Annotated in this window: 24 protein-coding genes, 1 tRNA gene and 1 pseudogene; 9 read left to right on the forward strand and 17 right to left on the reverse strand. The window is 64.6% G+C overall.

Annotation, left to right across the window (positions count from 1 at the left end):
- Window positions 1–440: 440 nt before the first annotated feature.
- From rlmB to AB4Y81_RS12370, 6 genes are all read right to left on the reverse strand, one after another.
- The gene (gene rlmB / locus AB4Y81_RS12345; RefSeq protein ID WP_018777891.1) at window positions 441–1,430 is read right to left on the reverse strand and encodes a 23S rRNA (guanosine(2251)-2'-O)-methyltransferase RlmB; all 990 of its coding nucleotides are present in this window, start codon (window positions 1,428–1,430) and stop codon (window positions 441–443) included.
- An 80-nt stretch (window positions 1,431–1,510) separates the two neighbouring features.
- Complete coding sequence (gene cysS, locus AB4Y81_RS12350) at window positions 1,511–2,977, reverse strand: cysteine--tRNA ligase (RefSeq protein ID WP_441995997.1); 1,467 nt, start codon at window positions 2,975–2,977, stop codon at window positions 1,511–1,513.
- A 35-nt stretch (window positions 2,978–3,012) separates the two neighbouring features.
- On the reverse strand, window positions 3,013–3,369 hold the full coding sequence (locus AB4Y81_RS12355; protein WP_055973300.1) for a hypothetical protein: 357 nt from the start codon (window positions 3,367–3,369) through the stop codon (window positions 3,013–3,015).
- Window positions 3,362–3,901 carry a 2-C-methyl-D-erythritol 2,4-cyclodiphosphate synthase gene (gene ispF, locus AB4Y81_RS12360; RefSeq protein ID WP_441996046.1) on the reverse strand — a complete coding sequence of 180 codons (540 nt, stop codon included), beginning with the start codon at window positions 3,899–3,901 and terminating at the stop codon, window positions 3,362–3,364. The genes AB4Y81_RS12355 and ispF overlap by 8 nt, the downstream gene beginning before the upstream one ends.
- A 14-nt stretch (window positions 3,902–3,915) precedes the next feature.
- A complete protein-coding gene (gene ispD, locus AB4Y81_RS12365) occupies window positions 3,916–4,698 on the reverse strand; it encodes a 2-C-methyl-D-erythritol 4-phosphate cytidylyltransferase (RefSeq protein ID WP_055973335.1) in 783 nt (260 codons plus the stop codon).
- A gap of 85 nt (window positions 4,699–4,783) precedes the next feature.
- Entirely contained in the window at window positions 4,784–5,266 is a 483-nt protein-coding gene (locus tag AB4Y81_RS12370) for a CarD family transcriptional regulator (protein ID WP_011690592.1), read from the reverse strand.
- 291 nt (window positions 5,267–5,557) lie between these two features.
- Here AB4Y81_RS12370 and AB4Y81_RS12375 point away from each other — a divergent pair, with 291 nt between their 5' ends.
- Window positions 5,558–6,136, forward strand: coding sequence for a hypothetical protein (locus AB4Y81_RS12375; RefSeq protein WP_441996047.1), 579 nt, complete (start codon window positions 5,558–5,560; stop codon window positions 6,134–6,136).
- A gap of 139 nt (window positions 6,137–6,275) precedes the next feature.
- Here AB4Y81_RS12375 and AB4Y81_RS12380 read toward each other — a convergent pair whose 3' ends face one another.
- Together AB4Y81_RS12380 and AB4Y81_RS12385 are read right to left on the reverse strand one after the other, a co-directional pair.
- A complete protein-coding gene (locus tag AB4Y81_RS12380) occupies window positions 6,276–6,956 on the reverse strand; it encodes a response regulator transcription factor (protein ID WP_020608526.1) in 681 nt (226 codons plus the stop codon).
- A complete protein-coding gene (locus AB4Y81_RS12385) occupies window positions 6,953–8,236 on the reverse strand; it encodes a sensor histidine kinase (protein ID WP_231375235.1) in 1,284 nt (427 codons plus the stop codon). The genes AB4Y81_RS12380 and AB4Y81_RS12385 overlap by 4 nt, the downstream gene beginning before the upstream one ends.
- A gap of 199 nt (window positions 8,237–8,435) precedes the next feature.
- On the opposite strand from AB4Y81_RS12385, the gene phoU reads away from it, so the two are divergent.
- Window positions 8,436–9,089 carry a phosphate signaling complex protein PhoU gene (gene phoU, locus AB4Y81_RS12390; protein WP_018777899.1) on the forward strand — a complete coding sequence of 218 codons (654 nt, stop codon included), beginning with the start codon at window positions 8,436–8,438 and terminating at the stop codon, window positions 9,087–9,089.
- Between the two features lie 49 nt (window positions 9,090–9,138).
- Here phoU and AB4Y81_RS12395 read toward each other — a convergent pair.
- Window positions 9,139–9,711 (reverse strand): annotated as a pseudogene (locus AB4Y81_RS12395) (2,3-bisphosphoglycerate-dependent phosphoglycerate mutase); the annotation flags it as partial.
- Between the two features lie 131 nt (window positions 9,712–9,842).
- On the opposite strand from AB4Y81_RS12395, the gene AB4Y81_RS12400 reads away from it, so the two are divergent.
- Window positions 9,843–10,682 (forward strand): class I SAM-dependent methyltransferase, encoded by an 840-nt coding sequence (locus AB4Y81_RS12400; protein WP_441995998.1) that lies wholly within the window; start codon window positions 9,843–9,845, stop codon window positions 10,680–10,682.
- Window positions 10,683–10,699: 17 nt separating this feature from the next.
- On the opposite strand, the gene AB4Y81_RS12405 is transcribed toward AB4Y81_RS12400, so the two are convergent.
- Together AB4Y81_RS12405 and AB4Y81_RS12410 are read right to left on the reverse strand one after the other, a co-directional pair.
- Window positions 10,700–11,041 (reverse strand): DUF2516 family protein, encoded by a 342-nt coding sequence (locus AB4Y81_RS12405; RefSeq protein WP_018777902.1) that lies wholly within the window; start codon window positions 11,039–11,041, stop codon window positions 10,700–10,702.
- Window positions 11,042–11,051: 10 nt separating this feature from the next.
- Entirely contained in the window at window positions 11,052–12,236 is a 1,185-nt protein-coding gene (locus AB4Y81_RS12410) for a trans-sulfuration enzyme family protein (RefSeq protein WP_441995999.1), read from the reverse strand.
- Window positions 12,237–12,319: 83 nt separating this feature from the next.
- On the opposite strand from AB4Y81_RS12410, the gene tmk reads away from it, so the two are divergent.
- The 3 genes from tmk to AB4Y81_RS12425 are packed head-to-tail and all read left to right on the forward strand — an operon-like array spanning window position 12,320 to window position 15,773.
- Complete coding sequence (tmk, locus tag AB4Y81_RS12415; protein ID WP_039239777.1) at window positions 12,320–12,979, forward strand: dTMP kinase; 660 nt, start codon at window positions 12,320–12,322, stop codon at window positions 12,977–12,979.
- Window positions 12,976–14,127, forward strand: a complete 1,152-nt coding sequence (locus AB4Y81_RS12420; RefSeq protein ID WP_055973292.1) for a DNA polymerase III subunit delta' — start codon at window positions 12,976–12,978, stop codon at window positions 14,125–14,127. The genes tmk and AB4Y81_RS12420 overlap by 4 nt, the downstream gene beginning before the upstream one ends.
- Window positions 14,128–14,135: 8 nt before the next feature.
- Entirely contained in the window at window positions 14,136–15,773 is a 1,638-nt protein-coding gene (locus AB4Y81_RS12425; protein WP_039239774.1) for an alpha/beta hydrolase, read from the forward strand.
- Here AB4Y81_RS12425 and AB4Y81_RS12430 read toward each other — a convergent pair.
- Window positions 15,770–16,501 carry an HAD family hydrolase gene (locus AB4Y81_RS12430; RefSeq protein ID WP_441996000.1) on the reverse strand — a complete coding sequence of 244 codons (732 nt, stop codon included), beginning with the start codon at window positions 16,499–16,501 and terminating at the stop codon, window positions 15,770–15,772. The two genes, AB4Y81_RS12425 and AB4Y81_RS12430, sit on opposite strands and share 4 nt — an antisense overlap.
- Before the next feature lie 216 nt (window positions 16,502–16,717).
- Here AB4Y81_RS12430 and AB4Y81_RS12435 point away from each other — a divergent pair.
- From AB4Y81_RS12435 to AB4Y81_RS12445, 3 genes are all read left to right on the forward strand, one after another.
- A tRNA-Thr gene (locus AB4Y81_RS12435) sits at window positions 16,718–16,790 on the forward strand.
- A gap of 154 nt (window positions 16,791–16,944) precedes the next feature.
- A complete protein-coding gene (locus tag AB4Y81_RS12440) occupies window positions 16,945–17,202 on the forward strand; it encodes a helix-turn-helix transcriptional regulator (RefSeq protein ID WP_079581508.1) in 258 nt (85 codons plus the stop codon).
- Window positions 17,199–18,443: a type II toxin-antitoxin system HipA family toxin gene (locus tag AB4Y81_RS12445; RefSeq protein WP_052247107.1), complete on the forward strand. Its 1,245-nt coding sequence runs from the start codon at window positions 17,199–17,201 to the stop codon at window positions 18,441–18,443. The genes AB4Y81_RS12440 and AB4Y81_RS12445 overlap by 4 nt, the downstream gene beginning before the upstream one ends.
- Window positions 18,444–18,453: 10 nt before the next feature.
- Here AB4Y81_RS12445 and AB4Y81_RS12450 read toward each other — a convergent pair whose 3' ends face one another.
- Genes AB4Y81_RS12450 through AB4Y81_RS12470 form a run of 5 tightly spaced genes read right to left on the reverse strand, consistent with a single transcriptional unit; the run spans window position 18,454 to window position 24,009 of the window.
- The gene (locus AB4Y81_RS12450) at window positions 18,454–19,962 is read right to left on the reverse strand and encodes a carboxyl transferase domain-containing protein (RefSeq protein ID WP_441996001.1); all 1,509 of its coding nucleotides are present in this window, start codon (window positions 19,960–19,962) and stop codon (window positions 18,454–18,456) included.
- Window positions 19,955–21,181, reverse strand: a complete 1,227-nt coding sequence (locus AB4Y81_RS12455) for a CaiB/BaiF CoA transferase family protein (RefSeq protein ID WP_441996002.1) — start codon at window positions 21,179–21,181, stop codon at window positions 19,955–19,957. Before AB4Y81_RS12455 ends, AB4Y81_RS12450 begins: the two co-directional genes overlap by 8 nt.
- An 18-nt stretch (window positions 21,182–21,199) precedes the next feature.
- Window positions 21,200–22,426 (reverse strand): amidohydrolase, encoded by a 1,227-nt coding sequence (locus AB4Y81_RS12460; protein WP_441996003.1) that lies wholly within the window; start codon window positions 22,424–22,426, stop codon window positions 21,200–21,202.
- A gap of 48 nt (window positions 22,427–22,474) precedes the next feature.
- Entirely contained in the window at window positions 22,475–23,203 is a 729-nt protein-coding gene (locus AB4Y81_RS12465; protein WP_018777911.1) for a hypothetical protein, read from the reverse strand.
- Between the two features lie 29 nt (window positions 23,204–23,232).
- The gene (locus AB4Y81_RS12470) at window positions 23,233–24,009 is read right to left on the reverse strand and encodes a DUF5058 family protein (RefSeq protein WP_441996004.1); all 777 of its coding nucleotides are present in this window, start codon (window positions 24,007–24,009) and stop codon (window positions 23,233–23,235) included.
- Window positions 24,010–24,263: the final 254 nt, after the last annotated feature.

Below are 24,263 nucleotides of genomic sequence, written 5' to 3' on the forward strand. Positions count from 1 at the left end.
GCATCAGGCTCAAGCACGCGGAACGTGAGCAAGCATCAGGCTCAAGCACGCGGAACGTGAGCAAGCATCAGGCTCAAGCACGCGGAACGTGAGCAAGCATCAGGCTCAAGCACGCGGAACGTGAGCAAGCATCAGGCCCAAACACACGGAACGTGAGCAAGCATCAGGCCCAAACACACGGAACGTGAGCAAGCATCAGGCCCAAACACACGGAACATGAGCAAGCGACCGGCCCAAACACACGGAACGTGAGGAAGCATCAGGCTCAAGCACGCGGGACGTGAGCAAGCGACCGGCCCAAACACGCGGAACGTGAGCAAGCGACCGGCCCAAACACGCGGGACGTGAGGAAGCGACCGGCCCAAACACCCGGAACGTGAGCACGCGTCGGGCATGCGAAAGGCGGCGGTCGCGTCTGCGACCACCGCCTTGGGCACTGCTTACTGGGCGGAGCGTTGCCTCGACACTTCGTACAGCGAGATGCCGACGGCCATGGATGCGTTGAGAGACTCCATGGCGGAGTCGATCGGGATGGAGACGATCTGGTCGCAGTTTTCGCGCACGAGCCTGCTGAGGCCCTTGCCTTCGGAACCAACCACGATGCAGACCGGTTCGGTGGCGACCGTGAGGTCGGGCAGCGAGACGTCGCCGTCGCCGTCCAGTCCCAGGACGTAGATGCCCATGTTCTTGAACTGCTTGAGCGCGTTGTTGAGGTTCGACGCGCGGGCCACCGGTACGCGGACAGCGGCACCGGCGCTGGTCTTCCATGCGGACGCGGTGACGCCCACGGAACGACGCTCGGGTACGATCACGCCGTGCCCGCTGAACGCGGAGACGGAGCGGATGATGGCGCCGAGGTTGCGGGGATCGGTAATGCCGTCCAAAGCCACGAAGATCGGCGCATTGGAAATGTGCCCCTTCTTCCACTTGGCGAGGGTCTGCTCGGCGAGGTCGTAGGCGTCCTCGTATTCGTACGGCGGGATCTGCAGCACGAGTCCTTGGTGGACGGCGTCCTCTGTCATGCGGTCCAGCTCGGGCTTGCCGGTTTCCAGCAGCGGGATGCCGCGCTCGGCCGCGAGCTTGAGGGACTCCTTGACGCGGTCATCCATTTCAATCCGGATGGCTACGTGCAGTGCCTTGGCAGGGATGCCGGCACGCAGGGCTTCGACCACGGAGTTACGGCCGGTGACCAGTTCCTCGGTGGCGCGGCCCTTGGGGCCGGAGCGGGCGCCGGCGCCGCCCGGACGTGCCGGTCCGCGCTTGGCGGCCGAGCGCTCAGCGAGCTGCTTGTTCTTGTACGCCTTGTGGTAGGTGCGGTCCTCCGCCTTGGGTGTGGGACCCTTGCCTTCCAGGGCCTTGCGGCCATGGCCACCGGTTCCGGTGGAGGGGCCCTTCTTGTTCTTGACCGACCGGCGACCATTGTTGGCCATGAGATTCCATCCTTGATTTTGTGAGTAAGTCTGGAATCAAGTCTACTGACCCGATGCAATTCGGCCGCAGCGCCCGTTTGTCAGTCGCGTTTGAGGCTCCAGGTGGCCCCGTCCGCACCATCTTCGACGACGACGCCGGCGGCGGCGAGTGTGTCGCGAATCGCGTCGGAGGCTGCCCAGTCCTTGTTGGCCCTTGCGGCAGCGCGGGCCTGGAGCTGTGCGTCCACGAGGACCTTCAGCGCGGCATGCTCACGGCCCTGCACGGCTTCGGGTTGCTTCACTGCGTCCAGCCCCAGCACCTCGGTCATGGACAGCACGCTGTAAAGGGCCGCCTTGGCGCCGTCCAGGTCACCGCTGCCGAGGGCTGTGTTGCCCGCGCGGACGGTTTCGTGCAGCACGCCGAGGGCTTGCGGGACGTTGAGGTCGTCATCCATGGCAGCAGTGAACGCGGCGGGCATGTTGGCCTGCGGTGCCACGTCCGCGCCTGACCTGCCGGGAACTTTGGCGGACGCTTTCGAGATGAATCCGTCAATACGTTCGACGGCGGCCGCGGCCTCCTGCAGCGACGTGGGCCGGTAATCGAGCACCGAGCGGTAGTGTGCCTGGCCGAGGTAGTAGCGGACGACCCGGGGTGAGGCGAGGTCGAGCATCTCTGCCGGGCTCACGGTGTTGCCGATGGACTTGGACATCTTTTCGCCCTCGTACGTGACCATGCCGTTGTGCATCCAGAAGTTGGCGAATTCGTCGCCGGCGGCCTGCGACTGGGCCATCTCGTTCTCGTGGTGCGGGAAGCGCAGGTCCAATCCCCCGCCGTGGATGTCGAAGCGCGCACCAAGGTACTTGGTGACCATCGCGGAGCATTCAAGGTGCCAGCCCGGACGGCCCGCACCCCACGGCGACGCCCAGCTCGCGGACTCCGGTTCGCCTTCCTTGTAGCCCTTCCACAGTGCGAAGTCGCGGGGATCGCGCTTCCGGCTGACGAACTGGGCTTCGACGTCGGGGGCGCCCTGCATGTCGTCGATGTTCTGCCGCGTCAGGGAGCCGTACTTGCTCCACGAGCGCACGTCGAAGTAGACATCGCCCGAGTCGTCCGGCGCGGGGTAGGCGTGGCCCCGGTCGATGAGGCGCTGGATGAGCGCGTGCATTTCCGGGATGTGTCCGGTGGCCCGCGGCTCGTAGGTGGGGCTTTGGACGCCGAGGGATTCGTAGGCGTTCTCGAATTCCTGCTCGTAGCGGTAGGCCAGGGCCCACCATTCTTCGTTCTGCCGTGCGGAGGGTTCGGCGTCCCAGTCCGGGCCGAACGACTGGGCGGACTTGGCCAGGATCTTGTCGTCGATGTCGGTGACGTTGCGCACCACGGTGACACGGAGGCCACGGAATTCGAGCCAACGGGTCAGCTGGTCGAAGGCGATCGCGGACCGCACGTGGCCCACGTGAGGCATTCCCTGGACGGTGGCCCCGCAGTAGTACACGCTGGCCTTGCCGTCTTCGAGGGGAACGAAGTCGCGGACTTCGGCGGAAGCGGTGTCATAAAAGCGCAGGGTCACCGCTCCAGATTAGCCGATGACGCGGCGTGACCTGCCTACTTGCAGTATTCGCCGATCTTATTGAACTGCACCTTGAGTTTTTCCTGCTGCTCCTGGGTGGCCGCGCCCAGCGACGACGCTGCAGCCTTGTCCATGATCGCGGCCATCTCCTTGATGGGGTCGCCGATCTCCGGAGCCAGCTTGTCCGCGATCTGGTGGTAATGCTCAGCGATCTGCTTGGATTGCTGCTGCTGGTTGCCGTCCGGTTTGAAGGCGTCGTTGTTGAGGAAATCGCAGCTCGCTTTCACGTCCATCTTCGGCGTCCCGGCACAACCGCCCAGCAGGAGCGCGGCCGCCAGGGCCGCCGGCAGCAGGACAGCGGAACGCACGACGCCGGCACCTGGCTTACGCATGCGGCACCCCTTTCGCGGGCCCAGGCACTGCGGCGGGTACCTCATGGCCGGGCATCGGGTAGACCAAGGCTGTGGCGACGGCTGAGATGCCCTCTCCACGTCCGGTGAAGCCCAATCCGTCGCTGGTGGTGGCCGTGACGGTCACGGGAGCGTTGGCGGCTTCGGAGAGGACCCGCTGGGATTCTTCCCGACGCGGAGCAAACTTGGGGCGGTTGGCCACGAACTGCACAGCTACGTTGCCGATCTCGAAGCCGGCAGCACGGACAAGCCGCGCTGCCTCTCCGAGGAGTTTGACGCCTGATGCTCCGGCGTACTCGGGACGGTCCGTACCGAAGTGCGTGCCAAGATCCCCGATGCCGCTGGCGGAGAATAGCGCATCAGCGGCTGCATGGGCGACGCAATCGCCGTCGGAATGGCCGGAGAGTCCCTGTTCGCCTTCCCAGAAGAGGCCACCCAACCAGAGCGGCTGGGGGTCGTCTTCTGGCGCGAAGGCGTGGACGTCCATCCCGATGCCGGTGCGTGGCAGGATCATGTTTTCCGGGGCCACTATCCCTCCACCCAACGAATCCCAAGGGGGCCTTCCAGGAGGCCTTCGGCGATGATGAGGTCCAGCGGCGTGGTGATCTTGAGGGATTGGCTTGCCCCGCGGACGGCGTGGACCGGGACGCCAAGGAGTTCCACCAGCATGGCGTCGTCGGTGACCGCGGCGGCTTGCTTGTCGTCAAAGAGTTCTGCGGCCTCATGTGCCCGCCGCAGGGTGGCGAGTTCGAAGCCCTGGGGGGTTTGGACGGCGCGGAGCTGTTCGCGCGGTGCCGTGCCGGTGACAACCTCGGGGGCTATGGAGGCGTCCTGGCCATCCGTTTCTGCGACGGTCTTGATGGTGTCCACCACCGGCATTGCGGGTATGACCGCCTTGGCGCCGGACGACAACGCATCGGCGACCCGCTGGAAGACCCGTTCAGGGGTGAGCGCCCGGGCTGCGTCGTGGACGAGGACGAATTCCGTTCCGTCTTCCAAGGCAGCCAGGGCAGCGCGGACGGAATCCGCGCGGGAGGAACCGCCGTCGACGACTGTGACCTCAGGGCCACCATCCACCAGGTCGACTGTGAAGTCCGCGATGGACTCGCGCAGGACGGTGTCGCCCTTGGGCACGGCTACGCAGATCTGGCGTGCGACGTCGGACGAAACAACTCCGCGCAGGGCGTGCATCAGGATGGTCTCGCCGCCCAGCGGAACCTGGGCTTTGGGCATGCCATAGCCGAGCCGCTCACCGGAGCCGGCGGCAACCACGATCACGGCCGTGACGGCGCGCTTGGAAGGAATACTCATGGTCACCAGAGTACTGCGAGGCATCAGGGGTGATTTGTGGCAAAAAGAAACCCGGCGGCGCTTTCGCACCACCGGGGCTCAATTCTTAGGAAGCCAAGACCTCGTCAAGAACGCTTGCAGCCTTCTCTTCGTCCGTCTTCTCAGCCAGGGCCAGTTCTGAAATCAGAATCTGCCGTGCCTTGGCCAGCATTCGCTTCTCGCCTGCCGAAAGGCCGCGATCGTGATCGCGGCGCCAAAGATCGCGAACGACCTCTGCCACCTTGATGACATCGCCGGAAGCAAGCTTCTCCAGGTTCGCCTTGTAACGACGTGACCAGTTGGTAGGCTCTTCAGTGAACTCGGCGCGGAGAACGTCAAAAACGTGCTCCAAGCCTTCTTTGCCCACTACGTCCCGGACCCCAACAAGGTCAACGTTCTCTGCTGGAACTTCAATGGTCAGATCACCCTGAGCCACCTTGAGCTTGAGATACATCTTCTCTTCGCCCTTGATGGTGCGCATCTTGATTTCCTCAATTTTTGCTGCACCGTGGTGAGGGTAAACTACTGTCTCGCCGACCTCAAAAACCATGTGGACTTTCCCCTTTCCCGCAGATTAGTCTATCACGATTAAGGCATACGACTGGCACCCAAAGGCCTCCTCACCCGCGCCAATACAGGGAAACAGGCCTTAAACGGGTTCATCCAACCTCTTGACGTATTCGCCGAAAGATGCATCAGGCACCCAGTGTGAGCGGCCGGACTTCTCCACCGACTCCGCCACAAAGCCCTCCCGAATCCTTGTTTTGGACCGTTTGCCGATAGGCTATGGCTGAAAAAGTTTCCAATGACTCTAGGAGTAGGTGTCGTGCGCATTTCTGCGATGAACACTGTCCAGCGCGGCAAGCTGGCAATTGCGGCCGCTGCAATCGGCGTCGGCCTTCTGTCCGTCACCGGCTGTGGCTTCGTCAACGCCCAGCAGACTTCGCACCAGTATTCGGCTTCAGACGGGGTCAAGGCCGACCTCGGCAAGCTGCAGCTGCGCAACATGCTGATTGTTGCTTCCGGCGAAAACCAGCCTGGCCGCGTCATCGGTGCGGTCTTCAACCAGTCGAACTCCGACGCCACGCTGTCGATCAGCGGCGCCAACGGCTCCCAGACCGAGATCCCGGTCAAGGCAATGTCCGAGACTTATCTCAACGACGCTGCCGACCCCGCCATCCTCAGCAGCGCGGGAGTCATTCCCGGCGGGCYGACTCCCGTGACGATCCGCAGCGGCTCCGACTCCGCCACGATCAACGTCCCGGTGGTTGACGGCACCCTCCCCGAGTACGCCAAGTACCTCCCGAGCCCCAGCCCTTCGGCCAGCCCGAGCGGTTCGGCAACTCCCGGCGCAACGGGCACCGAGACCAGCTCGGCCACCCCGTCCGCTACCTCCACGAGCTCCGCAGCCGGCCACTAAGGCCCCTGCCAAGAACACACAAAGGAAGGGTCCCGCCGCGGCGGGACCCTTCCTTTTTGCCCCCTCTGGAGTTTTTGTACAGGTAACGCCCTTTAGAAGGCTTCTAAAGGGCGTTACCTGTACAAAACTCCGCCAGGGGTTACGGCTCGAACTTGTAGCCCAGGCCGCGCACGGTCACCAGGTAGCGCGGCGCTGACGGATCCGGCTCGATCTTGCTGCGCAGGCGCTTCACGTGGACATCCAGGGTCTTGGTGTCCCCCACGTAGTCGGACCCCCACACACGGTCGATGAGCTGTCCACGCGTCAGGACGCGGCCCGAGTTCCGGAGCAGCATCTCCAGCAACTCGAATTCCTTCAACGGCAAGGAAACCTGCTCGCCGTTCACACTGACCACATGGCGTTCAATGTCCATCCGGACAGGACCGGCCTGGACTGTGGAGGTGATGAGCTCCTCGGGCTCCCCTTGCCGGCGGAGGACCGCGCGGACACGGGCCACCAACTCGCGGGAGGAATACGGCTTGGTGACGTAGTCGTCGGCTCCGAGTTCCAGCCCCACAACTTTGTCGATCTCCGAGTCCTTGGCTGTCAGCATGATCACCGGGACGCTGGAGCGTTGGCGCAACTGGCGGCACACCTCTGTTCCCGGCGTTCCGGGCAGCTGCAGGTCGAGGAGGACGAGGTCGGCGCCGTTCCGGTCGAACTCAACCAGGGCATCGCTGCCGTTGTCCACTACCTCGACGTCGAACCCCTCTTTGCCCAAAAGATAGGACAGGGGGTCGCTGAAGGACTCTTCGTCCTCCACTATCAAAATCCGGCTCAAGCGCTGGCTCCTTGCTCTCGGGCGCCAGTGGCGCCCCCTTGGTGGTTCACGTGGTGGGGTTGCCGGGCAGCAATTCCAGGTTCGACGGCGGCACCAGCCGTTGCGGACCCGGGCGGAAGCGCCGCCGTGGCAGCCGAAGGCGGGAGGCCGGCGTCGTCGTCCTGGCCTTCCATCTCGGGCAGTCGGATGGTGAAGGTGGAACCCTGGCCGGGCTGCGACCAGACGGTCACTTCGCCGCCGTGGTTGGAGACAACGTGCTTGACGATGCTGAGGCCAAGGCCGGTGCCGCCGGTGTGCCGCGAACGTGCTGCGTCGACGCGGTAGAAGCGTTCGAACACCCGTTCCTGGTCCTCGGGCGTCAATCCCTCGCCCTGATCCGTGACGGAGACGGCAACCACGCCTTCCCGGGTCCGGACACCCACGCCCACGCGGGTGTTTTCAGGGGAGTAACGGATGGCGTTGTCGATCAGGTTGCGCAGGGCAGTGACCAGGAGGTCGCGGTCACCGAAGACCAGGGAATCGGAGTGGCCGCCCACCACGATCTGGATGTTCTTGCTCTCGGCGGGAAGCTGCGAACGGTCCACGGCTTCGGTGATCACCGTGTTGATGTCCACAGCGTGGCCCTGCTGGGCGACGTTGGCGCCCTGGAGCCGAGAGAGTTCGATGATGTCCTGGACCAGGGCCGCCAGCCGGCCGGACTCCTTGTGCATGCGCTTGGCGAAGCGGCGCACCGCTTCTTCGTCGTCGGGCGATGCTTCCAAGGCCTCGGCCAGGAGCGAGATCGCGCCGACGGGGGTTTTGAGTTCGTGGGACACGTTGGCCACGAAGTCGTTGCGGATCTCCTCGGTGCGAGTGATCTCGGTCCGGTCATCGGCCAGGAGGACGATATATTCCCAGCCGAGCATGGCGGCCCGTACCTGCACCACGATGGTGCCTTTGCCGAGCGGCCCCCGGGGAAGTTCGTATTGTTCCTCCAGGATCACACCGTCGCGGCGGACCTTGGCGGTCATGTCCAGGAGCTGCTTATGCACTACCGTGTGGCCGCGGACCAGCCCGTAGGCGTAAGCGGCGGGGCTCGCACGGACCACGCCGTCGATCGCGTCCACCACGACGAACGCACGCCCGACGACGGCAAGGACTTCCGCTGCCCCCTCAGGGAGGAGGGGCTCGGCGACGTCGAGGTCCACGATGCTGCGCTGCCGTTCGCTGATCCTGAAAGCGAGCATGCCAAAGACGCCCAGCGACAAGCCAACGAGGCCTGCAATGACACCTATGAGCAACGGATCCACGTGTCCAGCTTATGCTGTGGAATCAGGGCGGAGCATTGATCCGGCGCCAAATGCCGACGGTTCAACTAACGTTCATCTAAAGGTGCCAAACAGTTCACGGGGCCCTGACACAGTTACTGGTTGGACTGCCAATGTTTTTGAAGTCCTGTCCCTTCAGGGGGCCCGGGATTTCCAAGGAAAGGACGCCTTAGTGCGCAAGGTTTTTCAGGAGGAGCTCACCCAGGTAGGTGACGACCTCATCGAGATCTCCAAGCTGGTTCACGAAGCGATCACGAAGGCCACGACGTCCTTCGAAGGCGCCGATGTGGACCTTGCACAGGATGTCATTGCGGCAGATGCCAGGATCGATTTCCTGCAGAACAGCCTTGATGAGCGCGCCATCGACATCCTGGCATTGCAGGGTCCCGTGGCCAGCGACCTCCGCATGATCGTGGGTTCGCTCCGCATGAGCGCTTCCCTGGAGCGCATGGGCGACCTCGCCCGCCACGTGGCCCAGCTGGCCCGCTTGCGCTACCCGGCAACCGTGATTCCTGCTTCGCTGACCCAGACCTTCAAGGCCATGGCCCAGCACGACATCGACATCACCGCGAAGGTCATCGAGCTCCTCGAGACGCGCGACCTTGAAGTCGCCCGCGACATCCTCAAGATCAACATCGCCGTGGACGACCTCCACCTCAGCGTCTTCAAGGCCATTGCCTCCCCCGAATGGAACGAGAACCCCGCCACCACGGTGGATGTTGCCTTGGCCAGCCGCTACTTCGAGCGCTTCGCCGACCACGGCGTCTCGGTTGCCCGCAAGGTCACCTACCTGGTGACGGGCGAATGGCAGCCTGAGGGCTTCTAACGCTCCATCCGCAGAACATACGACGGCGGCCGGTCACCTSAGGTGACTGCTTGACCAGGGCGCGCAGGGAGTTGCCGTGGGCCGTGACCAGAACGGTCTTGCCAGCCTTGAGGTCTTCCTTGATGTCCGATTCCCAGTAAGGGAGGAGGCGGACCAGGACGTCCTTGAGGCATTCGGTGCGGGGCAAGGCGTCGCCGAGGTCCTTGTAACGGACATCGTGCGCCTGGGAGAACTCGCTGTCATCGGACAGCGGCGGCGGCGGTGTGTCGTAGCTGCGGCGCCATTCCATGAACTGCTCTTCGCCGAATTCGGCGAGGGTCTGGGCCTTGTCCTTGCCCTGCAACGCACCGTAGTGGCGTTCATTGAGGCGCCAGTCGCGCTTGACGGGGATCCAGCCACGGTCGGCCTTGTCCAAAGCCATGTTGGCCGTGTTGATGGCACGCTTCAGCAGGGAGGTGTAGAGGATATCCGGGAGGATGTTGTTCTCTACCAGGAGCTCCCCGCCGCGTACTGCTTCTTTGCGGCCTTGGTCGTTCAGGTCAACGTCCACCCAACCGGTGAACAGGTTCTTGGCGTTCCATTCGCTGTGGCCATGGCGCAGCAGAATCAGCTTGTAAGTCATGGTTTTCATCCTAGCCGAGGGCTCCGGTGCCCTGCCCGGCGTTACGAACAGCAACGTGGGCTCAGTCACGGCCCATCAGGCGCCATCGAACGGGCCATAAGAGACCCCGGGTTGCAGGATAAAGTGGGGCCGTGGTGCAAAAGGCGGAACGGGTGGGCTCTCCCCGCAGTCGGGGCGGCAACCCGTTACGCAAACCGATCGGCAATATTACCCGCGGCACCACCAACCCCAACCGGATGCGGCGGCTGGACCGCTGGCTGGCCGGCCCGCAGGCGTGGCGGCTGCGCACCGCCGTCGAGCCTTTGGTAGTGGACCTGGGCTATGGCGCCTCGCCGGCCACCGCCGTCGAGCTTTTCGAACGGCTGCAGGCCGTCCGCCCGGATGTACAGGTCCGTGGAATCGAGATTGAACCGGAGCGTGTCCGCAGCGCCAAGGCCCTGGAAAGACCCGGACTCAGCTTCTCGGTAGGCGGTTTCGAAGTTCCGGTGCCGGGCAATCCCGTGCTGGTCCGGGCATTCAACGTGCTCCGGCAATATGAAGAAGCGGACGTCGCCGCGATCTGGGCCCTGGTGCAGTCCCGCCTGGCGCCGAACGGACTGTTCATTGACGGCACGTGCGACGAAATCGGCCGCCGTGTCACCTGGGTGGCCCTGGATCCGGAGCGTCCGCTGAGCCTGAGTATTTCTGTCCGGTTCGGAAGCTTCGAGCTGCCTTCCGAAGTTGCCGAGCGGTTGCCCAAGGCGCTCATTCACCGGAACGTACCGGGTGAGCCGATCCACGCGTTCCTGCAGGCAATGGACAAGGCCTGGCTGGAGGCGGCGCCGTTGGCTTCGTTCGGCAACAAGCAGCGCTGGACCGGGATGTGCCGTTCACTGCGCGACGCCGGGTGGCCGCTTCAGGAAGGCCCTTCGCGGTGGCGCCTTGGAGAAATGACGGTGGCCTGGGACGCGGTGGCGCCCGGCCAGCGCTGATACAGCAGGGGCTGGGTCTACCAGGGTCCGTACGGGCCGACGTTGCGGTTTCCGCCGCTGCCAGCCTCGCGGACTGCCGGCCGGACATCGGCGAGGTAGACGCAGGAGGCTGTGACTGCAGCGATGCCGAAGAGGCCAAGGCTGCCGCCGCCGGTAAGCATCGTCAGACCACCGATGGCGAGAGCCACGCCGGTGAGGGCCAACCAGAACGTCTTGGTCCGCTTGGAAGCGGCCACAAACAGGGTGGGTCGGTGGCGCAGGCAATCAACGAATGCCCACAGTTCCAAGGCAAGGGCCACCAGTCCCAGGATTATGTAGACCCCGGAGGTGACGTACGCGATCAAGATTTTTCCGTCCACGTCCTCCAGCCTAGCTGTCCAACGCCTTCAGTGCTTGCTCAAGGTCGGACCAGAGGTCTTCCACGTTCTCAATTCCGACGCTCAAGCGGACCAGGTTCTCCGGAACGCTCAGCGGCTCGGCGGTGTGCCGGCGTCGTCGCTCAATCAGCGACTCAACTCCGCCCAGTGATGTTGCCGGGAGCCAAAGCTGCAACGCGCGGACCAGTTCGTCAGCAGCTTCGGCACCGCTGCGTTGGTTGTCGCCGGCGATCTGGATGCACAGGATCGAGCCGGAACCCTTCATCTGGGCCTTCGCGCGCTCATGGCCTGGATCCGTGGGGAGGCCGGGGAACCGGATGGCTTCCACGCGTGGATGGGTGCTGAGCCTTTCAGCGAGCGTGGCTGCGGAGGCCTGCGAGCGCTCGATCCTCAACGCCAGCGTGCGCAGGCCGCGAAGAGCCAGCCAGGCCTCGAACGGCCCGGCGATTCCACCGTGGATGATGCGGTGGTGAAGGAGCGTGGCGCGCAGCTCAGGGTTGGACGTCACCAGAGCCCCGAGGACGACGTCCGAATGCCCCGCCAGGTATTTGGTCACCGAGTGAAGCACGACGTCGGAGCCCAGGCTGAGGGGCTGCTGCACCAAGGGCGTGGAGAAGGTATTGTCCGTGACCACGAGGGCGCCCACGGCGTGGGCGGCATCAGTGAGCGCGCGGATATCTGCGATTCCGAGCATGGGATTGGTGGGGCTTTCCAGCCACAGCAGGTCAGCTTTTTTGCCGTACTCAGGGCTGATCAGGGCCTTCACCGCCTCCGTGTCCGTGATGTCCACGGTGCGGAGTTCCAGGAAGCCTTTCTCCGCCAGCTCCGTGGCCATGACAAGCGAACCTGCGTAGCTGTGGGACGGCATCACCACGACGCCCCCGGCGGGAACCAGGGAGAGCGCCGAGCTCACTGCGGCCAGCCCGGATGCGTAAAGCAGTCCCGGCAGGGTGGCGCCTTCAAGTTTGGCCAGCGCGTCCTCGAAGGGGTCCCAGGTGGGGTTGGCGTAGCGGCCATAGCCCCGGTCGCCGTCGCCCAGGCTGCCTGTACCGAAGTATGTGGAGGACAGGACGATGGGTGGATTCACCGGTTCGTCGTGGGCGCGTTCAGGACGACCGGCAGCAACCACAACGGTTTCAGGCGACAATTCGGCGGCGTGCTGATCGGAAAGGCTCATGCTTTCAGCGTAGTCGCGGGGAATGCTGTGGATGAAAGGCATTACGCGCCTTTGCTGTCAGGGAAGCTCGGTAGGCTAGACGCGTGAGTATTCAGAGCACAGGTCTTTTCATCGCGTTCGAAGGCGGGGACGGAGCGGGCAAGTCCACACAGGCCGCCCGGCTCTCCGACGCCCTCGAATCCCGGGGGCTCACCGTACTGCGCACCCGGGAACCGGGCGGCACCCCCATTGGCGAGAAACTGCGCTCCCTTGTGCTTGACCATGGCCACGGCACCATCGATGCCCGTACCGAGGCCCTGATGTTTGCCGCTGCCCGCGCGGCCCACGCGCACCAGGTCATCCGCCCGGCTTTGGCTCAGGGAACGGTGGTCATCACGGACCGCTATGTTGATTCCTCCGTCGCCTATCAGGGTGTTGGCCGCGGCCTGGGCGCTGAAGGCGTTTTGTCCCTCAACGAATGGGCCACCGAAGGCCTCCATCCGCACCTGACGGTACTGCTCGACGTCGACCCCGCCCATGGCCGCCGACGCCGCACCGCAGGGGACACCGCCGAGGACCGGCTGGAATCCGAGCCCGACGAGTTCCATTCAGCCATCCGCCACGCTTTCCTGGATCTGGCCGAGGCCGCACCATCGAGCTATCTGGTCCTGCCGGCCGGCGAGGAAATCGAGGCCTTGGCTGCCCGGATCCTGGAGCGCGTGGAGTCACTGTTGGGTGACCGGGTTCCCGGTTCACGCCAGTGAGCGTCTGGGACGACCTCCAGGGCCAGGCCCCGGTTGTCGCACAACTGAAGCAAGCGGCGCAGGGCGACACGGGCCTCACCCACGCGTGGCTCTTCACCGGTCCCCCCGGCTCCGGCCGTTCAAATGCGGCAAAAGCGTTCGCCGCGGCACTGAACTGTGAGCAGGATGATGTCACGCAGCGTGGCTGTGGTGTCTGCGCAGCGTGCCACACCATCCTCGGCGAGACCCACTCCGATGTGACCTTCGTGCGGACGGAAAAAGTCACCATCACCATCGATGAAGCCCGCGAGCTTGTTTCCAAGGCCGGAGACCGTCCGGCCACGGGCCGCTGGCGGATCATCGTGGTGGAGGACGCGGACCGCATGGCCGAGCGCACCACCAATGTCCTGTTGAAGGCCATCGAAGAACCGACCCCGCGCACCATCTGGATGCTGTGTGCCCCTTCGCCGGCCGACGTCCTGGTCACCATCCGTTCGCGCTGCCGTCCGGTGAGCCTGCGGCTTCCGCCGGCTGCCGACGTCGCGGACCTCTTGGTGAGGCGCGACGGCGTCGAGCGCCAGCTTGCGGAGCGGGCGGCGCGGGCGGCCCAGAGCCATATCGGCATTGCCCGCCGCCTCGCCCGCGACGCGGATGCCCGGGAGCGCCGCCTGGAGACCGTTCGGATCCCCTTGGGCCTGCGGGGAGTCACGGCCGCTGTGATGATGGCCGAGAAGCTGGTCAAGATCGCCACGGAGGAAGCCAACAGCTCCAACGATGAACGGGACGCCGCTGAGAAAATAGCGCTGCTCGCGAGTCTTGGCGCCCCCGAGTCCGGGACTCTGCCGCCCTCCATGCGCAGCCAGGTCAAGCAGCTTGAGGATGACCAGAAGCGTCGCGCCAAACGCTCCATCACGGACTCCCTGGACCGTACCCTGACGGATCTGTTGTCCTTTTACCGGGACGTACTGATCATCCAATTGGGGAACGCCGTTGAACTGGTCAACGTTGAGCTGAAGGGTGATCTGGAAGAATACGCAGGCCGTTCAACGCCGGAAACCACCCTGGCCCGGATGGACGCCATCAACAAAGCCCGGGTCCGTATCACCACCACCAACGTGGCCCCGCTGTTGGCGGTCGAGTCCATGGCAACCAGCCTCATCCAGCAATAGGAGAACGCATGACGTCCGCACCCCGCCGGCCCGCCGGTAACCCTTCAAGGGACCGGTCTGCCCGGCTGTCTGCGGGTGGTGCTGTTCCTCGGGGGGCTGCACGACGTGGAACCCGCAGCCGCGGGTTCGCGGCGATGTGCGTGGCATTGGCGTCAATGCTGGTCCTCAGCGCCTGCACGGTGCCGTTCCTGCCGGCGCCCACCGCGAAGCCCTCCACCAGCACTGTGGATCCCTCCATCGCGGCCTCGGCCCCCAAGGGCCTGGAGAAGTTCTACTCGCAGTCCGTGGAATGGAGCTCTTGCGGAGACGGACTGCAGTGCGGCAAGATCCAGGTCCCCATGGATTACGCGCAGCCGGGTTCCGCGGAGATAACCCTCGCGGCCATCAAGCTGCCCAGCACCGGAGACAAAAAGGGCTCCATCCTGGTCAACCCCGGGGGTCCCGGGGGCTCGGGGGTGGACTTCATCAAAGATGCAGGCACCACGCACTTCACAGAAAAACTCCGGGCGAATTACGACGTCGTGGGCTTCGACCCCCGCGGCGTGAAGGACTCCGCGCCGGTCAAGTGCATGACCGACGCCGAGCGTGATGCCGCCAGGGCAAAGGTGTTCCGCAAGAACACCGACGAAGGCCTGGCAGCGGCCATAGCGTTCAACAAATCTTTTGCCGAGCAGTGCGCCCAGCAGACAGGGCCTGTCCTGGGACACATTGATACCGTCAGCGCGGCCAAGGACCTCGACATCCTGCGTGCCGTGGTGAACGACGCCAAGCTCAACTACCTGGGTTTTTCCTATGGGACGTTCCTTGGGTCCACCTATGCTTCGCTCTTCCCGGACAACGTTGGCCGGCTGGTCCTCGACGGAGCGGTGGACCCGTCCATCAGCAATGAGGAGCTGACCGCAGGCCAGGCCAAGGCGTTCGAAAAGGCAATCCACACCTACGTAGCCAGCTGCCAGAAGCAGAACCAGTGCCCTATGAGCGGGTCGGTGGAAAACGGTGTGCAGGAAATCAGGGACCTCATCAGCGCCGTGGACGAGAACCCGCAAACCGCCAAGGACGGCCGGTTGGTTACCGGCAACGACTTCGTCAACGGCCTCATCCTGCCCCTCTACAACGATCAGAGCTGGCCGGCACTGACCCAGGCCCTGGACAGTGCCTTCTCCGGCGACGTTTCGCAGATGATGCGGCTCGCCGACCTTGGCGCGGACCGCGAACCCAACGGAACGTACAGCTCCAACTCCGCTTTCGCTTTCCAAGCCATCAACTGCCTGGACTACCCCATGGTCATGGACACCGCAGGCATGCGTGCGGAGGAGGCCAGGCTCATCCAGGACTCCCCCACGTTCGGTGCATTCTTTGCCTACGGCGGCGTGAACTGCAAGGACTGGCCGTACCCGAACACCCGGACACCGGCGCCCGTCAAGTACAGCGGTGAAGCTCCCATCGTGGTGGTGGGCACCACGGGAGACCCCGCCACTCCCCTGGCGTGGTCGCAGTCGCTGCGCAAGCAGCTCGAGAACGCTTCCCTCGTCACGTGGGAAGGCGAGGGGCACACCGCCTACGGCCGCTCGAACTCATGCGTCAGCTCCGCCGTCGACGACTACTTTGTTGACGGAAAGCTGCCGCAGGACGGCCTCACCTGCTAGAGGTGCCTGGCTTCGCGTTTCTCCACCAGGAGCGGGAGCTGCTTGATCGAATCGACGACGGCGGTGGCGCCGGCCGCGCGCAGGGTTGCCTCTGAGTGTGAGCCGGTCAGCACCCCTGCGACGAGTGAGGCCCCCGAACGGACGCCCGAGAGCATGTCCGAGCTGGTGTCGCCCACCACGGCGACTTCGCGCACGTCATCGAGGTCGAGTGCAAGCACTGCGGTGAGGATCATGTCCGGGTAGGGTCGTCCGCGTCCGGCATCCGCCGGGCACAGACTGAGATCGGCCAGGCCCATCCACCCCAATGATTCGAGCACCATGTTCTGGGTGTGGCGTCCGAAGCCGGTGGCCAGGCAGACCTGCATCCCGGCCTCACGCATCCACAAGATGGCGTCTTCCGCTCCGGGAATGGGGCGGATGCCGCCGTCGGCAATCATGTCGTCGTACGCCCGTTCGAAGACGTTGTTGGCACTCCGGGCCACGGCAGGGTCCTCGAACAAGTGGCTGAAAACCGTCATCTTGGAGAAGCCCATGGTGTCCCGGGCATAGCCGAGCATGCTCTCGAAACGGCTGCTGCCCGGTTCAATCCCGTGTTCCACCAGCGCCCGGGACATAGCCTGCCCGGTCCGGCCATCGTCGGTGATGGTAGTCCCCACCATGTCCACGACCGCCAGCTTCAGCCGGTTGGGTGTCTGGTTGGCGTCCCTGGTCATTGCGTCCCCGGTCATTGAGCGGCTCCTTCGGCTGTGCTTCGCGGCGAGTGGACCCCGCCACAGTTGATTCCCCAGCTTCCGGCGAGCGGGAAACCGCAGCCTGAACCGGGCCCGACGCCCGGGTGAACATCCCCGCAACGGCCGCCACCGTGCTCGTTTTGACCCGGGCGCGGTGCCTCTATTACAGTTATGTCTTGCGTGATCGCCCGGGAAACCGGGGATGAACGCGGTGCTTCCTTAGCTCAGTCGGTAGAGCGTTTCACTCGTAATGAAAAGGTCATCAGTTCGATTCTGATAGGAAGCTCAGACAAGGAACCCCCGGAAATCATGTGATTTCCGGGGGTTTTTCTTTTGCCCTGAGACACCTCGGCGATGGTCGAAATATCGAACATATCCGCCAACGGGTCGATATGTTCGAAATATTGACCAAAGGGGCGTTTTGGCCATATGATCAATATATGGAACATCCTGACGAGACTCCCTTCTACCGCGCCGTCGATGGGCCATCCTTGGGCCGCGCGATCAGCGAGTCGCGCAAGGAAGCCGGGTTGACCCAACAGGAGCTTGCTACCCGGCTCAGAGTTACGCGGGGAACGATTGTCCGGCTGGAGCGCGGAGAAGCCGTCTCCCTCGTAGTCGCCATGAATGCCATCCGGACGCTCGGGCGTGACGTGGCACTGGTACCGCGCTTTTCCAAGCTTCAGGTTCGCCCATGAGCCGCCGGAAGACGCTCGACGTTTTTCTTCGCTCAAGGAAGATTGGCGAGCTCACGGGAAGCGGGCTTAATCTCGCCTTCAGGTACGACCCGGAAACTGTGGCGGAATACGGTGCGGGCTCCATATTGCTTTCACTGTCGATGCCCCTGAGCCGAAGGAAGTTTGAAGGCCCCGTTGTCTACAACTACTTCGACGGACTCCTTCCCGAAGGGCAGGTGCGCTCTCACCTTGCGAAGGAAAACGGCCTCTCGACCCCCGACGCCTTCGGCCTGCTGCGCATACTTGGGGCAGATTGCGCCGGGGCAGTCCAGATTCTCCCGCCCGGCGAAGCACCTGAAGTCCCGGGCGCCGCCATCCCGATGGCCGACCACGAGGTCACAACAGTGGTGGAATCACTCCCCACGTGGGATTTGCCGGGTGACTTTCTGGTCACCGCGTCCTTGGGCGGCATCCAATCCAAGGTGCTCCTCACCAGCCAGGGTGACGGCTGGGCATGGCCCGGCCGCGGAGCAGTCTCAACCCACATCATCAAACCGGCGCCTTTGGAGTCCACCATCCCGGATCTTCTGGCATCGGAAGACTGGGCTCTGAAAATTGCGGCAGCCGCCGGGATCCCGGCCGCGAGGACCCGCCTGCATACGTTTGGGGCCCGGGAAGCCCTCGTTGTGGACCGGTTCGATCGGGCACCCGACGGCATGCGAATCCACCAGGAAGATTTCACCCAGGCCTTGGCCCTTGGAAGTGAGGCCAAATACGAAGGCACGTCGGCCCCACCTTCTCGACTGACCCGACTGGCCAACGCGGCGGCTCCCCATGCACGGGATGACGCCGCATTCCGAAGGGCATTGCTGACGGCGGTTACCTTCAATGTGGCAATCGGAAACGGAGACGCTCACTCAAAAAACTATTCCCTCACGCTTCTTGACGGCGGCGAGTTGCGCCTCGCCCCGCTCTACGACGTGGCTCCTACTTTGCTGCTGTACGCACCCAGCAACAACGCAGGCCACAGCGTCGGCGGACAGATCCGATTGGGCTACATCACCTTGGAACATTTGGTTCGTGAGGGTGTGGCTTGGGGCATGGATGATGGGGACGCCCGACAGACCGCCGTATCGGTCTTGGAGGCACTGGGGTCCGTGGCCTCCACTTTCCACACACCGGAACGCTTGGAATTCCTGCGAAAACTGGTTCCGGCACGAGTGCATGATCTATTGAACGGCGGTACAGCCAGACGGCAGTGACGCTCGCAACCTAGCCGATCAGCGCCCGGTACTTGGACCGCCGTTCCTGCCAACCGGGCGCACCCCGCCCCGCCAGGCCTTGAAGCTCGACGGCGATCATCGCACCTACCCGGCGGCAGAACTCCACCGGGGCGGCCGCCGCATCCGGGACTTCCTCCACCACCACGTCCACTATTCCCCGGCCTGCAAGCACAGAGGCAGTGATGCCTTGGCTCTCGGCGAGCGCGGGAGCCTGTGACGTGGTCCTGTGCACGATCGCTGACGCCCCTTCCGGGGGCAGGGGTGCCAGCCACGCATGCTGGGCTGCGATGGTGCGGTCCGCGGGCAGGAGGGCCAGCGCCCCTCCCCCGGTTCCTTGACCCAGCAGGACTGACAACGTAGCTGTTCCCACTCCGAGGAGGTCGTACAATGAGCGGGCGATCTCGGCGGCGAGCCCGCCTTCTTCGGCCTCCCGGGAGAGGGAGGCCCCCGGTGTGTCGATAACGGTGACCAGCGGCAGCCGCAGTTCCTTGGCCAGACGCATCCCGCGCCGTGCATCCCGCAGCGAGGCCGGTCCCATCGCGTTGTTCCGTTGATGCCCCACCAGCACGCACGAGGTGGCGCCGAAGCGGGCAAGGGCCACCAGCATGCCGTGGTCTTTGGTGCCATCACCCGCCCCACGCAGCAACACAACACTGCCCGCGGCATGCCGCAGGAGTTCCGCAGTGGATGGCCGCAGGGGATCCCGGGAACGGAGGACCGACTCCCAAGCAGTCTGCCCGGCAGCTCCGGCCGCGGCGGACCTGGTGGACGGCAGCGCACCGCCGGCCACCACGTGCCCGGGCTGGAGCAGATCCAGCACCCGCCCAAAGTAGTCCCCCAACCCTTCAGGCGGAACCACGGCGTCCACCAATCCGTGGTCGAAGAGGTTCTCCGCCGTTTGGACACCTGAGGGGAAAGCCTCTCCATGCAGTGCCTCATAGACGCGCGGGCCCAGGAAACCCAGGAGCGCACCCGGCTCGGCAGCAGTCACGTGCCCGAGCGAACCCCACGATGCCATGACTCCCCCCGTGGTCGGATGCCGGAGGTACACCAAGTACGGCAGGCCCGCGGTTCGATGTGCCTGGACCGCGGCGACGATTTCCACCATCGCCAGGAACGCGCTGGTACCTTCCTGCATGCGGGTCCCTCCAGACGCCGGCATGGCGATGAGAGGCAAGCCCTGTTTGGTGGCGCGTTCGACGGCGGACACCAACCTTTGTGCCGCATCCCGCCCGATGGACCCGGCCAGGAAGGCGAAGTCGGACACCACGATGGCGACGCGATGATTGCCTATTCGGCCCTCCCCGGTGAGAACGGATTCGTCGCTGCCGGACTTGCCCCGGGCCGCTGCCAGGTCGGCCGCATACCCGGTGTTTCCGGTCCCGTCGCCTGCCACCCCGCGAACCGGGGCGTCCCACGAAAGGTAGCTCCCGGCGTCGAGCATTGTCTCCAGCAGTTCGCGCGCGCCGAGGCGCCGTCGCGTAGCCGTTTCAGTCATCAATGTCCTCCCCCGCGAGCCAGCCCCGGATCTCCTCGTTGTGCTGGTTGAGCACCGGAGGCGCACAATGGGCTCGCCGGGTGGCTTCCGCCCCGGAGACGTTGTCGAAGAAACGCAGCGGCGGTCCGGGCAGCGTGACAGCTCCGAGCACCGGGTGGTCAACGTCGATCAGCAGGCCTTGCGAAGCCAGTTGCGGCCACTCATAGACCTCTTTCAAGGAGCGCACCTTCCCGGCGGGAATTCCCGCGCCGGCAAGTTTCGCCAGCAACGGTTCGGCGTCGTAGTCGGCAAACGCTGTTTCGACTACGTCGATCACGTGCGTGCGGTTCCGCACCCGATCAGCGTTGGTGGCAACGCCGTCGGCCGTGGGATCAAGGCCAAAGGCGGAGGTGAAGGCCGCCCACAGCTTCTGGCTGCCGACGCTGATCTGCACACTTCCGTTACGGCACCGGAACAGGCCGTACGGGGCGATGGAAGGATGGTGGTTGCCCTGCGCTTCAGGCGACTCCCCCGCAACCGTCACCTTGGTCCCTTGGAAAGCATGGACCCCCACGAGCGAGGCCAGTAGCGACGTCCGCACCACCTGCCCACGGCCGGTTTGTTCACGCTCCAGCAGGGCGGCGACGACCCCGTATGCCCCGTACATGCCGGAGAGCAGGTCCGCGATGGGCACCCCCACGCGTTGTGGATCATCGGGTCCCGAGCCCGTCAGCGACATGAGCCCGGCCTCGCCCTGGAGGATCTGGTCGTAACCGCTGCGCTGTGATTCGGGACCATCGTGGCCAAATCCGGTGATGGACAGGATCACCAGGCGCGGGTTGATGCGGTGCATGGCGTCGGTGCTGAAGCCCAACCGGTCCAGGACCCCGGGCCGGAAGTTCTCCACCACCACGTCCGCACGTTCCAGGAGTTGGCGCAGGACTGTCTCGCCGTCGTCGCTCTTGAGGTCAAGGGCCAGGGACTCTTTGTTGCGGTTGCAGGAGAGGAAGTAGGTGGCCTGTGGATCGTCCTCGGGGCCGACGAAAGGCGGACCCCACCCGCGGGTGTCATCCCCCGTGCCAGGATTCTCGATCTTGATGACCCGTGCTCCCAGGTCGCCCATCATCATGGCCGCCTGCGGGCCTGCGAGCGCCCGGCTGAGGTCCACCACGAGCCTGCCGGAAAGCGGGCCGCCGGTGTCCTGAAGCGCAGGTGCCGGTTCGGTCAATGCTGAAGTCATGGGGACGCTCCTTGCAGCTCAGTTGCCCAGGCGGGACAGGAGGACGGCGACGGCGGCAGAGACTCCCCCGGCCAGGGAACCTTCCAGCTCGGGGGCGAAGAAGGGCGAATGGTTGACCGGGACTGGTCCGGGACCGTCGAACACAGCACGCGGCGTACCGCCGAACATCCAGAACACGGAAGGGACGCCAATGGCCGTACCCAGGTGTCCAAAGTCTTCGCTGCCCATCATGGGCGGGGTCACCTCGACAGACTCAGCCCCCAACGCATCTCGCAGGGCCTCCAAAACAGCAGGAACGGCGTCGGGGTCGTTGTAGCACTGCGGGAAGCGGTACAGCTCTTCGATCTTCGGGCCCGGTGCTCCGGAGGCAGCTGCCTCGGCCTTAATGATGCGTCGGACGGCGGTCAGGACCTGGCCTCGGACCTCTTCGTCGAAGGTGCGGATGTTGAGGGTGAACTCAGCCGAAGCCGGGATGATGTTCTCCTTCAGGCCGGCGTGGAAGGTTCCAACCGTTACGACGGCGGACTTCCGGGGATCCAGCTCGCGGGACACGATGGTCTGCAGCCGGGTAACCATGTGGGCTGCCATGACGATGGGATCGATGGAGTCCTGGGGCTGCGAGCCGTGCGACTGCTGTCCATGGACCGTCACGCGGAGGGAATCGGCCATGGCTGCCACCGGACCGCTGGAAATCGATACTGTGCCCACGGGCCGTGGCATGACGTGCTGCCCGAACACGACCTCCGGGCGGGGAGCCCTGTCCCAGAGCCCGTCCTCCAGCATGGCCAGCGCCCCGGCGGCCGTTTCTTCACCGGGCTGGAAAATCAGCACCAGCGTCCCTGACCAGGCGTCCTGGTTTCCGGCGAGGATTTCCGCAGCTCCCAACAGGCTGGCCACGTGGGTGTCGTGGCCGCAGCCGTGCATCACCGGAACCTCGGAACCGTCCAGCATTCCCGTGTCCGTGCTGGCGTAGTCCAGGTCCGTGGCCTCTTCGATGGGCAGCCCATCCGTGTCCGCGCGGAACGCGACTACGCGCCCCTCACCGTTGCGCAGGATGCCGACCACCCCTGTCCCGCCGCAGCGGAAGTGGTCCGCACCGAGCCGGTCCAGCTGTTCCTCGATAAGGGCAGCCGTGGAGTGCTCCTGCATAGAGAGTTCGGGGTGTGCGTGGAGCCTGCGGTACAGCTCGTGGAGCGCCGTGGTCTGTTCGGTATCGAGCTGGAGGACAGTGGCTGTTTGGGTCATGGTCTTCTTCTTTCTGCTGCGTGCTGACGGTGTGGAGGGCGGCGGCGGCTACTCGATGTGGATCGGTGTGGCAGCTGCAACCTGCTTTCCGCGGAAGAACCACGCCAGCAGGATGGTCCCCAGCACGGCGATCGCGGTGGACACCATGGCAAGCGAGGGCACCAGGGGCAGCACCACGAAGACGACGACGGCGGACACCACCAGTGCGAACACGGTGGTGCGGGGCTGCTTCATGGAGACGATGGCCTGGACCAGCACCGCGCCGAGGACAGTGGGCAGGACGTACAGCCGGGTAACGGTCAGCACCGACGGCGGAATGACGCTGATGAGCCAGCTGCCCAGGAGGCCGACGAAGATGGCGAGCGAGACCAGGTGCACCACTGCGGCTCCGCAGATGGCAACAACGGCGGCCAGTTCGGCCCGCTTGCTTCCCGGCTTTGCGCCGATGTTGGTTTGGGCAATCAACGCCGCGGGCAGGAGCTTGTTGGAAATATTTCCGATCATGAATGCTTGGTACATAGCTGCAGGGCCGAGGATCGGGAAGTAGGTCAGCGGCTCGACGATCCAGATGATGCCGAATGTCGCGGCGACCGCGGCAAAGGCGATCCAGAGCTGGGCCGGCGCGATGTCCAAGCCGCCGGCGAAGACCAGGTACAAGGGACCGGCCACTGAGATGAGGAGTCCGGCGATCATGGTGATCTGCCCCCAGCGGGACGTGGTCCGGTTGAAGTCCGCCATGGCATTTGTGGTGGCTGAGGTGGTGAGGGTGGAGGTCATGATGTTGTTCCTTTCGTGTCCTGACGGTCTCAGGCGGCCAGTCCGGGCGCGGCGGCCAGGAAAGCGGCACCTAGGCCAATGACGATTGAGAAGCCCAGACCCCATTCGCGCAACCAGCTCTTGCCGAGCCGCTTGGCCAGCAGCAAGCAGAGCCCCATGACGGCGGCAGAGACGACGAAGGAGAGGACATGGATGCCGGACTTGGGAAGTTCCGTCAGGCCAAGGCAGGAGAACGCACCGATCAATGCGGCTGCCGGGACAATCGCCATGGCGGCCGGATTCACCGAACGGATCTTGGCGTCACCCTTACGGAGGATTGGAGTGAGGATGAGGGTGGCCAGCATCCACATGGCTCCGCCGATGCTCATGGCGAAGAAGGCCACCGCGAAGACGCTTTGGGTGTAGCTGGCATCGCCGAGTTTGGCCCCCATGGACCCGGCAGCGATGCCCGCGGCCGAGACGTCGTAAGCTGCGGAGCCGATGAGGCCGATCCTGGAGAGGACCGCCGGTGCGCCGAACAGACCCAGGAGGGCGATGGCTACGAGGGAGACGGCGAGAGAAGGGCCGATGGCCGAGACGGCACCGGACCGGAACGACGTCCGGATGTCTTGGCTGCTCATCTCCACTGACGGTGCAGCGCGGCGGGCCGCCTTCATGAAGATGATGGACTGGATGATGATGACACCGAACACGCCTGCAACGCAGATCCAGAGAACCGGGTTGTTGGCTATGGCCAGGATGTCGCTGGAGCTGCCGGCAGCCAACGGATGCGCTGTCAGGGGCTGAAATGCCTGGGGTTGGAACATGGAAACCTCCGCGTGAAAGCCCCTCCTGCAGTTCCCAACCGGACGACGTTGTGCGGCGCGGGCTACAGCTTGGGGCGGGTCCATGCCCATCGACCGGATCGGCCAGTGGGTTAGCAACACCTTCCGCTATGAGCCGGATCACACACAATAGCTGACGGAATCCGCCAAATATCTGGCCGAAACAGTCAAACGATGCCGCTTGGGCGGGGCGCCCTTCCGGGGTGCGATGTGACTCGGCACACTTTCAGCAAGCG

It is taken from the genome of Paenarthrobacter sp. TAF1 (assembly GCF_052113825.1).
Lineage (GTDB): Bacteria > Actinomycetota > Actinomycetes > Actinomycetales > Micrococcaceae > Arthrobacter > Arthrobacter nicotinovorans.